Genomic DNA, 11,623 nt, shown 5'->3' on the forward strand with positions numbered 1-11,623 from the left:
GAGCTTTGCTTCCGACGCGTTATGCCCGGAAAAAATGGTGGCTAAAGCTTCTGGCAGTTTTGGCAAAAGTAGCTGGATCGGCCGTTGACCTTCGTGCGCACAATCGGCTGGCCACACCGCGCGCACGGCTGATCCACCTGCCCGTAGGCGTTGAGCGAACGCGAAAAGTATCCACTTGCGCCATTGACGTTGACGTAGAGCGCATCAAAACTAGTGCCACCTTGTTCCAATGCGCGTAGCATGACCTCGCGGGATTCCTCAAGCAAGCGCACCGCGTCTCTTTGCCGCAAAGCCTTCGCCTTCCTCGTGGGCAAAACGCCGGCCGCCCACATTGCTTCATCCGCATAAATCGACCCAATGCCTGACACAATCGATTGATCCAGCAACACCGTTTTCACCGCTGAATTCTTCTTCCGCATCCGGCGAGCCACCTCAGCCGCATCGAATTCTCCCTCGAACGGATCAGGGGCGATGTGGGAAACGGTGGCAGGGATGTCGTCCATAAGCGGGGCGTACTGCCAATAGCCAAACGTGCGCTGATCGACAAAAGCGAGTTCACGGTCGCCCAGCTGGGCACGAATGCGCAGATGTTTGCTTGTTACCTCGCCAGGCTTGCCGACGAGCATCTGTCCGCTCATGCGCAGATGAATCACCAATGCAAAGCCGTCGGAGAGCACGAACCAGAGGTACTTCCCGCGTCTGCGGACATCATTGATTACTAGCCCTGGGAGGATGTCTTCAAGGCGCACGTCGTTGCCCCGAGCCGCGCGCGGGTGCAAAACCTCTACTTCGTCGAAGGTTGCACCAATGAGGTGGTCGGCAAGTCCGCGGCGGACCACCTCAACTTCAGGAAGTTCGGGCACTACTGCCCCAAACCGGCGACCGCTTCAGGGTGGTCGTGCAAGAACTTCACTGCCTCGCGTGCGGCTTCCTGCTCCGCGAGCTTCTTGTTCGGGCCGATGCCCTTGCCACGCACGGTATCTCCCACAACAACTTCGGCGGTGAAGGTCAGATCATGCTCGGGACCTTCAGATGTTGCGCGGTAGACGGCCATCGGCGCCTTGAGCTCCGCGAGTCGCTCTTGAAGTAGCGTCTTCCAGTCCTGGTGGCGACCTGTGGCAGATGCCGTGCGGATCTTCTCATCGAAAAGGCGCAGGATCACGTCGCGCGCGGGTTCGAAACCGTGCTGGCGGTAGATGGCACCGAAGATTGCCTCGGTGGTGTCAGAAAGAATCGAGTCCTTCTCGCGCCCCTCGGTGACTAGCTCGCCCTTGCCCAACAGAATGTGCTGGCCCAAATTGATATGGCGAGCAATGTCGGCGAGGCCGTAACGGGACACGATCGACGCGCGCATTTTCGAAATATCGGACTCGGGGCGAGACGGATACAGCTCGTAGAGTTTTGTCGCCACGGACAGTCCCAGAACAGCATCGCCGATGAACTCAAGGCGTTCGTTGTTCGGCAAATGTCCGTGCTCGTTGGCAAAACTGCGGTGGGTTAGAGCTAGGCGCAGGTGATCGTCGTCAAGCGAAATGCCGAGTTGTTCCAGCAGCGGGGTGTGATCGACTGACTCGTAGGCGATCTGCCAGGCTTCGGCGCCACTGATTTTGTGTTTCTTGGCGCGGCTCACAGGAACTTCTCCAGACCGGCCCAGCGTGGATCAACTCGCTCTTCCTCGCCTGAGACTCCATCGGGAGCCGGGACATCTGTGGACTCACTGTCGCAGGACGGCTGGCAGGTTGGGTTGAACGGCAACGACAGGCCAGCCTCGTCGATGAAGGCTTGCTCAAGATCAACACAGTCGTCCTCGACGCGCTTGACCTCGTCGCCGGAACCCATATCCTCGTCATCCTCGGGGTCGCCGGTGATGAACTCGTCGTGGGTGGAAAAGACCTGGCTGATGGTGACGTCGTGTGTCGGAGTGAGCTCCTTCAAGCAACGCACGCACTCGCCTTTCAGCTGTGCGGTCGCGGTGGCATCCACCAGCACGCCCGAGCCCAGGTTGGTCAAAGTAGCGACAACTGTGACGTCGCCGCCAGCAGGGATTGCGATCATTTCTGGGCCGATTCGCGAAGGAGACGGCCCAGTCTGGGTGACAACCTGCGGCATGCCGTCGCCGTGTAAAACCTCGACGACGTTAAATACAAAGGGATTAGTAGCCATAACAGTTCCCCAGCCTACCGCTCAGAGGGGCTTTAAGCGTAGTCGCCGGGCTGCTCAGTGCGCGGGCGACGAACGCGCTCGCCGCGATCTGGGCGCTCGTAGCGCGCAAACTCTTGGCGCTGCTGACCCTGGCCGGCGGTGGTGCCAGGTACACCGGAAACGCCGGCGCCTCGTCGCAAAGCACTGCGATCGCGGGTCACTGTGCGCAAAATGCCGGAGAGGGACTCTTCGAATTCGCCAAGCTTTGTGTCAACGAAGTCATCACACTCGGTGCGCAGACGATTCGACTCGGAGTGAGCAGATTCGACGATGCGGTGCGCTTCCTCGTCGGCGCGCTTCATCACTTCTGCCTCGCTCACCAGGCGAGTCTGTTCTTCAAGACCGTCGGAAACGGAACGCTCGTAGGCGTCGTTGCCTTCCTGGATGAGGCGATCTGCCTCGGCCTGGGCACCATCAAGGGTGCGGGTTGCCTCATCGTGAGCCCGCTGAACTGTGTCATTCGCCTCGGCCTCGGCGTTGGCAACCATGGCGGTCGCGCGCTGCTGCGCATCCTGGAGCATGTCCTCGGCTTCGTTGTGAGCATCGGTAACAAGGCGCTGTGCCTCGTCCTCAGCATCGGCCACCATGCCGTCGGCACGTTCTTGTGCGCCGCGGAGAATTTCATCTTGCTTGTCTAGGACATCCTGCGCGTCGTCAATTTCAACGGGCAGAGCGTTGCGAAGGTCGTCTAACAGCGCCAGCATTTCGTTGCGTGGCACCATGCAGTTTGCTGTCATGGGCACGCCGTAGGCCTGCTCCACATTATGGACAAGTTCATCAAGTGCTTCAAAGACGCGATACATGCCTCTCAGCGTACTTGCGATAGTGCTGCTACCTCGGCAATGCCAGCGGGCGTGTCTGGGCGCAAGACATCGCGCGGGCAGCCTTACGCAAATCCGTACGACTGGCCGTACGGTTTTGCGGAATGTACCCAAAGAGACACTTTGCGACGACAAAACCGCCGCCCACGCACTCGTGGACGGCGGCCGAAATCGTCGTAAAGCTTAGATGACGCCCTGTGCGAGCATTGCGTCTGCAACCTTCTTGAAGCCAGCGATGTTTGCGCCGATCACGTAGTCGCCTTCGCGGTCATATTCCTTCGCGGTTTGATCACAGCGCTGGAAAATGTTGGACATGATCTTGTGCAGGCGCTGGTCGGTGTATTCAAACGACCACGAGTCGCGGGATGCGTTCTGCTGCATCTCCAACGCGGAGGTAGCCACACCACCTGCGTTGGCAGCCTTACCAGGCGCAAAGTGGACGCCGGACTTGCGGAAGATCTCAATTGCTTCTGGGGTCGAAGGCATGTTGGCGCCCTCGGCCACGTACTTAACACCATTGTCGACGAGCATCTGAGCGTGTTCGCCGTTGAGCTCGTTCTGGGTTGCGCAAGGAAGAGCGACATCAGCCTCAAGCGACCAAATGGTGCCGTCGGCGTTGAAAGTTGCGCCGGTGGTTTCCTTGACGTACTGGCTGACGCGCTCGCGACGATTGTCCTTGATGTCTTTGAGCAGCTGAATGTCAACGCCGTTTGGAGTGCTGACCCAACCGGAGGAGTCGGAGAAACCAACGACAGTCGCGCCGAGTTCCTGTGCCTTCTCCATCGCGTAGATCGCTACGTTGCCGGAGCCGGAGACGATGACCTTGGCGCCGTCGAGGGACTCGCCGTGGGTGCGCATCATTTCGTTGGTGAAGTACACGGCACCGTAGCCAGTTGCCTCGGTACGTACCAGGGATCCGCCCCAGGTGAGGCCCTTGCCGGTCAGAACGCCGGATTCGTGCTGCACGGTCAGGCGGCGGTACTGGCCGAAGAGGTAGCCAATTTCGCGTCCACCCACACCAATATCGCCCGCTGGGACGTCACGGTACTCGCCGATGTGGCGGTAAAGCTCAGTCATGAAGGACTGGCAGAAGCGCATGATTTCTGCATCCGAACGGCCCTTCGGATCGAAGTCGGAGCCACCCTTGCCGCCGCCGATTGGAAGGCCGGTGAGGGAGTTCTTAAAGATCTGCTCAAAGCCCAGGAACTTGATGATGCCCAGGTTCACCGATGGGTGGAAGCGCAAGCCGCCCTTGTATGGGCCTAGCGCGGAGTTGAACTGGACGCGGAAGCCACGGTTGACGTGGACGTTGTTGTTGTCCGAGATCCAAGGAACGCGGAAGATGATCTGGCGCTCTGGCTCACACAGGCGCTGGATGAGGCCGTAGTCCGCGTAGTGCGGGTCCTTCTCGAGGACGATCTTGAGCGAATCCAGAACCTCTGCCACCGCTTGGTGGAACTCTGGTTCGCCTGCGTTGCGCTTCAGCAATTTGTTGTAGTAACCAGAGACCAGCTCTTTTGAAGAAGTCATCGCATTCCTTTCCTTGTCACTCCCGGGGGCGACGGTCAGCTCCGTAAGCGTCGGGTTCTATACTTGAAGGTCTTTACCTTTGCCCTTGGAGACATAGCTAACGCACAAGAGTTTTCACCTATTTCAGCGTTTTAGCAAGTCTTTAGCCCCCTGCCGAATAAAAACGCACCTTAAGTCCTATTCGGTACGATCTTTAAAGTTGTCCACGCGATTGTTTAGAATGACCTGCATGACTACACCCTCCGCGTCCGCTTCTAGCCCCATCGATGACCTCAACCACTCAGACGTCCGTGTCGTTATCGCGCCGGATTCTTTCAAGGGCACAGCTAGTGCCGAGGAGGCCGCCCAATGGCTAGGCGAAGGTGTCCGCCAGGTTATCGCCAACGCGCAGATCCAGCTCGCCCCGATGGCTGACGGTGGCGAAGGGACCTCAGCGAAGTTCGAAGGTGAGCGCATCACCCTGCCAACGACCGATGCTGCCGGGCGACTCACCGAAGCCACCTACACCTTCAACGCCGAAACCGAGACCGCGTATATCGAGGATGCCGCCGCCTCTGGCCTTCCAGCAGTAGCAGACAAGCCCTGTGCGGCGACCGGCGATACCTACGGCACCGGCGTTTTAATCGCCGACGCTGAGACTCGTGGCGCCCGCCGCATCGTCCTTGGTCTGGGCGGTAGCGCCACTGTAGACGGCGGCACCGGCATCCTTGTCGCCCTCGGGGTGAATCCGCTGAACAAAGAGGGCTACACCCTGCGCCCGGGCGGCGCAGCTCTCACAGACCTTGACGATTTCGACCTTGCCAAAGCCAACATCCCAGCCGGCGCCGTGGACTGGATCCTGCTGACTGATGTAGATTCCCCTGTCACCGGCCCGCATGGCGCAGCCCACGTCTTCGGTCCGCAAAAGGGGGCAACCGCCGAGGACATCGAGCAGCTTGATCGCGGTCTAGCCCGCCTCTGCGAAGTCACCGGCATCGATCCTGAAACCCCGCGCTACGGCGCCGCCGGCGCCATCCCTGTGGGTTTGGTGTGGCTGTCCACCACGCTCCACGGCAACGACGACCACATTCAGGTTCTCAGCGGTGCCGAGGTCCTCGCCGCCTCGATGGGCCTTCCCAAGCTAATCAACAACGCCTCCCTGGTCATCACCGGCGAAGGCGCATACGACGAACAGACCGCCTCGGGCAAGGTTGTCAACACGGTCATGTCGCTTGCCGACGACTCCCCCGCCGTCGTCGCAGTTGCTGCCGGAAAGATCGCTGCCGATCTCCCTGCGAGCGTGATTGGAACGGAGTTGTCGTCGCTAAGCGAGGCGGGTTCTGTCGCCGAACAGCTGCGGCGCGCTGGTGCCCAGATCGCGGTGGACTACCTGAGGATCTCCACCGTCCAAGGGTAAAGCGACGCTAGTTCGAAGTCGGTTTCTCTTTCCAGCGCTACCGGATCGGCGGGTAAATCTGCCTTCGGTGTCAAGATGCGCGAGAGTCCCATCGCGAGCTGGTTATAGGAACGCACGTTCTGCGCTTTGACGACGATGCGATGCATGCTGGCTCCCGCAGGATCTTCACCGCGTTCTTCGCGGTATACGTTGCGCAGCTGATCGGCGGTGAAATCGTCACATTCCTGGCCGGCGGTGTGGGCAATTTCACCTTGAGTGAGCATGTTCTTTGACTCCAGGATTGCTACCGCACGCTGGAACGCTTCGTAGACGTCGCCGGCTGCTGTGGGCGGCGTGTCTGGGATCAAAATGTCAAACTGGATAGACGGCATGATCTAACAATAATCAATAGTGTTGAGAGTATGACGTTTCCAGTTCACTCCTACCGCGATGCCATCACCACGATGGCCGACGGAACCATCAAACAGATCAATCCGTTTTCAGGCACTCAAGTGTGGACCGTCCCGGGACGAGGCAATCGTCCCATCTCTAAGCCAGTCAAAGACCCGCAGCCGCTTACCGACGAAGACTTCACCCACTCGTGCGCCTTTTGCGAGGCTTTCCCGCTGAAGACCCCGCCGGAGAAGTCCCGCATGATCAAGGGGCACGATGGTGACTGGCACATCTTGCGTGGCCTCCTACCTTCGGAGATGGATCAGACCCAGGCCTACTACCGCCGCGTTCCGAATCTGTTTGAAATCGTGTCTTACGACTACTGGGTGAAAAATTATGGCTTCCAGATGGACTCGGAAACAGCATTCCAAATGGGCCGCTATCTTGCAGATGAGCAAGGCCGCCAGCACGTCATCGACATTGTTCGCACGCGCATGAACGCTTCTGGTGGTGCTGGCGACACCAAGACGGATGAGGAACTTCTGGAACTAGCTCCAACCTACTTCGCAGGTGGCCACGACGTGATCGTGTCGCGTCGCCACTACGAAGATGGCGCCACCAACACCTCGCAGTTAGCGTCCTCCGGCACGATGACTCCCGACGAGCATTACGGGTTTATCGCCTTCACGATTGACTCGATGCGGGATCTGTATGAGCGCAACCGCTACGCGCCGTATGTCGTTGTGTTCCAAAACTGGCTCGCCCCCGCGGGCGCTTCGTTCGATCACCTGCACAAGCAGCTTGTAGCCATCGACGAGCGTGGCGTGCAAACCGACATGGAGATCCAGAAGCTGCGCACCAACCCCAACATGTACAACGAGTGGGGCGTGAACTACGCCAGCTACAAAAACTTGGTCATCGCAGAGAACGACTACGCCATTTTGATCGCGGGCTTTGGCCACCGCTATCCAACGATGGGACTGTACTCCAAGTCCGCCACCTCGGAACCATGGCTGCATACCCCAGAAGAGATTCGCGGTATGTCGGATCTGCTCCACGCGTGCCACGCCGCCGCCGGACCAGATGTAGCGTGCAACGAGGAATGGCACCACAAGCCGGTGGACCTGGATATCCCGATGCCGTGGCGCATCAACGTCAAGTGGCGCGTCTCTACCTTGGCAGGCTTCGAGGGTGGCACCAAGGTCTACGTCAACACCTTGTCGCCGTACAACATTCGCGACCGCGTTGTTTCGGCCATGTACCGTCTCCGCGCGGAGGGCCGGATCGATTCCACCATTCGCATCGCTACCGAATGCACCCCGGCGCGCAATGTGCTCAAGTACAACCCAGCGCTCAACGTCTAAGGGGCAATCAAAGGGCTGGGTCCTCGCAATTTGAGCGGTAGTGCACTAGGTTTTGCACTACCGCTTTTGTCTACGTAGGGAGTTGTTTGCGCGTGTCCAAAATTGCTCGGCTTTTGCAGAATCACACGATTGATCTGTCGTGGCAGCGCTCTGTTTACGAGTGGCTTCACGAGCATCCTGAGCTTTCTGGCCACGAACAAGAGACCCATCGTGCGATCGTCGCCGAGCTGGAAAAGTACGACTGCGAAATCGTCAGCCCCATCGGTGGCTACGGGGTTGTGGCAATCTTTCGCAACGGTGAAGGTCCCACCGCGCTATTCCGCGCCGACATCGACGGCCTCCCAGTGAAAGAGGCAACCGGTGTGCCGTTTGCGTCCACGCGCGTGCGCCCCGGCGCCGACGGAAACCAGGTGGGTGTCATGCACGCCTGCGGTCATGACATGCACGCCACCGCCTTACTCGGTGCCTGCGCGCTCATCGACGGCTCCCGCGACTCGTGGCAAGGCACCTTCATCGCCTTATTCCAGCCTGCCGAGGAAAATGCCATGGGTGCCACCGCCATGGTCCATGACGGTCTGCTTACTCGGGTGCCTCGCCCCGATGTCTGCTTTGGCCAGCACGTCATGCCGGGTCGCGCCGGTGAGGTGCAAACGAAGCCTGGCCCGCAATTCGCAGCGTGCGATTCCATTCGCATCCGGATTCCTGGTCGCGCAGCACACGGTTCTATGCCACATAACGCCATAGACCCGACCTATATCGCCGCGATGGTCGTCGTGCGTCTGCAGGGCATCGTCGGCCGTGAGGTTGATCCCAACGATTTCGCCGTGGTCTCCGTGGGCACCCTACGAGCCGGTTCGACCAACAACATCATTCCCGCCGAAGCTGAGTTGGTTCTCAACTGCCGCTTCTACAACGATGATGTCAAGCGCCGGGTCTATGCGTCGATCAGACGAGTCGTCGAGGCGGAGTGTATTGCCTCGGGCATCGAGGATGCGCCAGAGCTGGAGTTCTTCGCTCACGGTGAGCTGCTAGACAACGATCCCGAGGTTTTCGCGCGTGTGCGCACCACCTTCGACTCTGTCTTCGGCGATGTCTCTGTGGATGCCGAGCGCCGCACCGTATCGGAGGATTTTGCCAACATCCCATTGGCCTATGGTTCCCCGTATCTTTACTGGGTGATTGGTTGCACCCCGCACGAGGTGTGGGACCGCGCGGTAGCCAACAACTCCGTAAAAGAAGACGTGCCCGTTAACCACATGGATACATTCCTGCCCGACTATGAGCTTACTGTCGACGCAGCTACGCACGCCGCGGCCGCGGCCGTGCTTACTTACCTTGGCGCCGAGTAGCCAGTGCGCTTGATCGGCACAGGTCACACATGACGACGGCTATTGAGAGTACTTTATTACGAGAAATACCCACGATTGTTGGATAGACTCTGCCCAGTACGGTTTCTTTCCATTTATCGTAGAAATACGTGAGGTATTCAATGAATCAGCCAGCTACCCCACCCGCGCTCGAAACTACTGTGGGAGGCCATGTCCGCGCATACGCCGGTTTGACCCCACAATCCGCGACCAATAAGAAGTTCTGGTACGGCCTGTCCGCAGCCGTCATGGAGCAAATTGCCGACAAGTGGGAAGCAACCACCAAGGCATACGCAGCTACCCGCAAGCAGTCTTATTTCTCCGCCGAGTTCCTGATGGGCCGTGCCCTGCTGAACAACCTCACCAACCTCGGGCTTGTCGACGAAGCCAAGGCCGCTACCGAAGCTAACGGCCACAACCTAACCGACGTCCTCGAGTCCGAACACGATGCAGCGCTGGGCAACGGTGGCCTGGGCCGCTTGGCAGCCTGCTTCCTCGACTCCTCCGTCACCCAGGACTTCCCTGTGACCGGCTACGGCATCCTTTACCGCTACGGCCTGTTCCGCCAGGAGTTCGTTGACGGCTTCCAGAAGGAGCACCCTGACTCCTGGAAGGAAGGCGTTTACCCATTCCTGGTGCGCCACCAGTCCGAGCAGCGCATCGTGCGTTTCGACGACATGCAGCTGCGCGCAGTCCCTCACGACATGGCAATCACCGGCTACGGCACCGACAACGTAGGCACCTTGCGTCTGTGGAACTCCGAGCCAATGCGCGAGTTCGACTACGATGCGTTTAACTCCCAGCGCTTCTCTGACGCAATCATGGAGCGCGAGTCGGTCCACGACCTGACTCGCGTGCTGTACCCGAACGACTCCACCTACGCCGGCAAGGTTCTGCGTGTACGCCAGCAGTACTTCTTCGTCTCTGCATCCCTGCAGGAGCTCATCGATACTTACATCGAGCACCACGGCGAGGACCTCACCGACTTTGCTAAGTACAACTCCATCCAGCTCAACGACACCCACCCAGTATTGGCTGTCCCTGAGCTGATGCGTCTGCTGATGGACGAGCACAACCTGGGCTGGGACGAGGCGTGGAAGATCACCACCGAGACCTTCGCATACACCAACCACACCGTTCTTACCGAGGCCCTAGAGACCTGGGACGAGTCCATCTTCAAGCAGCTGTTCTGGCGCATCTGGGAGATCACCTTGGAGATCGACCGTCGCTTCCGCCTGGACATGGACGCCCGCGGCATCTCCCCAGAGCAGGCACACCGCATGTCCCCAGTTCACGATGGCAAGGTCCACATGGCCTGGATCGCCTGCTACGCGGCGTACTCCATCAACGGCGTTGCTGCGCTGCACACCGAGATCTTGAAGCGCGACACCTTGGTCGAGTGGTACAACATCTGGCCTGAACGCTTTAACAACAAGACCAACGGCGTTACCCCACGTCGCTGGCTGCGCATGTGCAACCCGCGCCTGTCTGGCCTCCTAGACCGCCTAGCTGGCTCCGACGAGTGGGTCACCGACATGTCCAAGCTGAAGGACCTGCGCCACTTCGCGGACGACGAAAATGTCATGCGTGAGCTGTACGAGATCAAGATCGAGAACAAGCGCGAGTTCGCTGAATGGATCCTCGAGCGTCAGGGCATCGAGATCGACCCAGAGTCCATCTTCGATACCCAAATCAAGCGTCTCCACGAGTACAAGCGCCAGTTGATGAACGCGCTCTACATCCTCGACCTGTACTTCCGCATCAAGGAAGACGGCGAGACCGTTCCAAAGCGCACCTTCATCTTCGGCGCGAAGGCTGCTCCTGGCTACACCCGCGCAAAGGGCATCATCAAGCTGATCAACGAGATCGGCGAGCTGGTGAACAACGACCCTGAGGTATCCAAGACCATCAAGGTTGTCTTCGTCGAGAACTACAACGTCTCCCCTGCTGAGCACATCATTCCAGCAACCGACATCTCCGAGCAGATCTCCACCGCTGGCAAGGAAGCATCCGGTACCGGCAACATGAAGTTCATGATGAACGGTGCGCTCACCCTGGGCACCCTCGACGGCGCAAACGTTGAGATCGCAGAAGCAGTTGGCGAAGAAAACGCCTACATCTTCGGCGCAGAGGAGGACGAGCTTCCTGGCCTGCGCGCGAATTACAACCCAATGCACGTGTACGAGACCGTCCCTGGTCTCAAGCGCGTCCTGGACGCACTGACCAACGGCACCCTGGACGACAACAACTCCGGCGCATTCCACGACATCCGCGCTTCCCTGCTCGACGGCGGCGGCTGGGAAACCCCAGACACCTGGTACGTCCTGGGCGACTTCGAGGACTACCGCGCTACCCGTGACCGCATGAGCGAAGAGTACTTCGCTGATCCACAGCACTGGGCACGCATGTGCTGGGTGAACATCTGCGAATCCGGCCGTTTCTCCTCCGACCGCACCATCCGCGACTACGCTACCGAGGTCTGGAAGATCGAGCCAACCGCGATCAACTAATCACGCCAGGTTGATCTGAATCGACAGTACGGCCCCTGCATAGGATCTACTCCTATGCAGG

Annotated in this window: 10 protein-coding genes; 4 read left to right on the forward strand and 6 right to left on the reverse strand. The window is 59.2% G+C overall.

Annotated elements, in window-relative coordinates; translation table 11 throughout:
• Positions 1 to 41: 41 nt before the first annotated feature.
• The 5 genes from mutM to gdhA all read right to left on the reverse strand — a co-directional run bounded on the left by mutM (position 42) and on the right by gdhA (position 4,553).
• The gene (gene mutM / locus QP027_RS07165) at positions 42 to 863 is read right to left on the reverse strand and encodes a bifunctional DNA-formamidopyrimidine glycosylase/DNA-(apurinic or apyrimidinic site) lyase (RefSeq protein WP_284823639.1); all 822 of its coding nucleotides are present in this window, start codon (positions 861 to 863) and stop codon (positions 42 to 44) included.
• Positions 863 to 1,630 (reverse strand): ribonuclease III, encoded by a 768-nt coding sequence (gene rnc / locus QP027_RS07170; protein ID WP_284823641.1) that lies wholly within the window; start codon positions 1,628 to 1,630, stop codon positions 863 to 865. Before rnc ends, mutM begins: the two co-directional genes overlap by 1 nt.
• Positions 1,627 to 2,163 carry a YceD family protein gene (locus QP027_RS07175; RefSeq protein ID WP_284823642.1) on the reverse strand — a complete coding sequence of 179 codons (537 nt, stop codon included), beginning with the start codon at positions 2,161 to 2,163 and terminating at the stop codon, positions 1,627 to 1,629. The genes rnc and QP027_RS07175 overlap by 4 nt, the downstream gene beginning before the upstream one ends.
• A gap of 32 nt (positions 2,164 to 2,195) precedes the next feature.
• Positions 2,196 to 3,005, reverse strand: coding sequence for a DivIVA domain-containing protein (locus QP027_RS07180; protein ID WP_284823644.1), 810 nt, complete (start codon positions 3,003 to 3,005; stop codon positions 2,196 to 2,198).
• Between the two features lie 201 nt (positions 3,006 to 3,206).
• Positions 3,207 to 4,553 carry an NADP-specific glutamate dehydrogenase gene (gdhA, locus tag QP027_RS07185; protein ID WP_284823646.1) on the reverse strand — a complete coding sequence of 449 codons (1,347 nt, stop codon included), beginning with the start codon at positions 4,551 to 4,553 and terminating at the stop codon, positions 3,207 to 3,209.
• 220 nt (positions 4,554 to 4,773) lie between these two features.
• Here gdhA and QP027_RS07190 point away from each other — a divergent pair, with 220 nt between their 5' ends.
• Positions 4,774 to 5,949 carry a glycerate kinase gene (locus tag QP027_RS07190; RefSeq protein WP_432418585.1) on the forward strand — a complete coding sequence of 392 codons (1,176 nt, stop codon included), beginning with the start codon at positions 4,774 to 4,776 and terminating at the stop codon, positions 5,947 to 5,949.
• On the opposite strand, the gene QP027_RS07195 is transcribed toward QP027_RS07190, so the two are convergent.
• A complete protein-coding gene (locus QP027_RS07195; protein WP_284823650.1) occupies positions 5,919 to 6,320 on the reverse strand; it encodes a hypothetical protein in 402 nt (133 codons plus the stop codon). The two genes, QP027_RS07190 and QP027_RS07195, sit on opposite strands and share 31 nt — an antisense overlap.
• Positions 6,321 to 6,350: 30 nt before the next feature.
• Between QP027_RS07195 and QP027_RS07200 the strand changes: the two genes are divergently transcribed.
• The 3 genes from QP027_RS07200 to QP027_RS07210 all read left to right on the forward strand — a co-directional run bounded on the left by QP027_RS07200 (position 6,351) and on the right by QP027_RS07210 (position 11,562).
• Positions 6,351 to 7,685 (forward strand): DUF4921 family protein, encoded by a 1,335-nt coding sequence (locus tag QP027_RS07200; protein WP_284823651.1) that lies wholly within the window; start codon positions 6,351 to 6,353, stop codon positions 7,683 to 7,685.
• A 92-nt stretch (positions 7,686 to 7,777) separates the two neighbouring features.
• Positions 7,778 to 9,034, forward strand: a complete 1,257-nt coding sequence (locus QP027_RS07205; protein WP_284823652.1) for an amidohydrolase — start codon at positions 7,778 to 7,780, stop codon at positions 9,032 to 9,034.
• A gap of 140 nt (positions 9,035 to 9,174) precedes the next feature.
• The gene (locus tag QP027_RS07210; protein WP_284823654.1) at positions 9,175 to 11,562 is read left to right on the forward strand and encodes a glycogen/starch/alpha-glucan phosphorylase; all 2,388 of its coding nucleotides are present in this window, start codon (positions 9,175 to 9,177) and stop codon (positions 11,560 to 11,562) included.
• Positions 11,563 to 11,623 lie beyond the last annotated feature (61 nt).

Origin of the sequence: Corynebacterium breve (assembly GCF_030252165.1) — a bacterium.
GTDB classification, from domain to species: domain Bacteria; phylum Actinomycetota; class Actinomycetes; order Mycobacteriales; family Mycobacteriaceae; genus Corynebacterium; species Corynebacterium breve.

Excerpts from the sequence above, each read along its gene's own strand:
- QP027_RS07180 (WP_284823644.1), bottom strand. The coding sequence starts at position 3,005 with ATGTATCGCGTCTTTGAAGCACTTGATGAACTTGTCCATAATGTGGAG.
- QP027_RS07210 (WP_284823654.1), top strand. The coding sequence starts at position 9,175 with ATGAATCAGCCAGCTACCCCACCCGCGCTCGAAACTACTGTGGGAGGC.
- QP027_RS07175 (WP_284823642.1), bottom strand. The coding sequence starts at position 2,163 with ATGGCTACTAATCCCTTTGTATTTAACGTCGTCGAGGTTTTACACGGC.
- QP027_RS07195 (WP_284823650.1), bottom strand. The coding sequence starts at position 6,320 with ATGCCGTCTATCCAGTTTGACATTTTGATCCCAGACACGCCGCCCACA.
- QP027_RS07190 (WP_432418585.1), top strand. The coding sequence starts at position 4,774 with ATGACCTGCATGACTACACCCTCCGCGTCCGCTTCTAGCCCCATCGAT.
- gdhA (WP_284823646.1), bottom strand. The coding sequence starts at position 4,553 with ATGACTTCTTCAAAAGAGCTGGTCTCTGGTTACTACAACAAATTGCTG.
- QP027_RS07200 (WP_284823651.1), top strand. The coding sequence starts at position 6,351 with ATGACGTTTCCAGTTCACTCCTACCGCGATGCCATCACCACGATGGCC.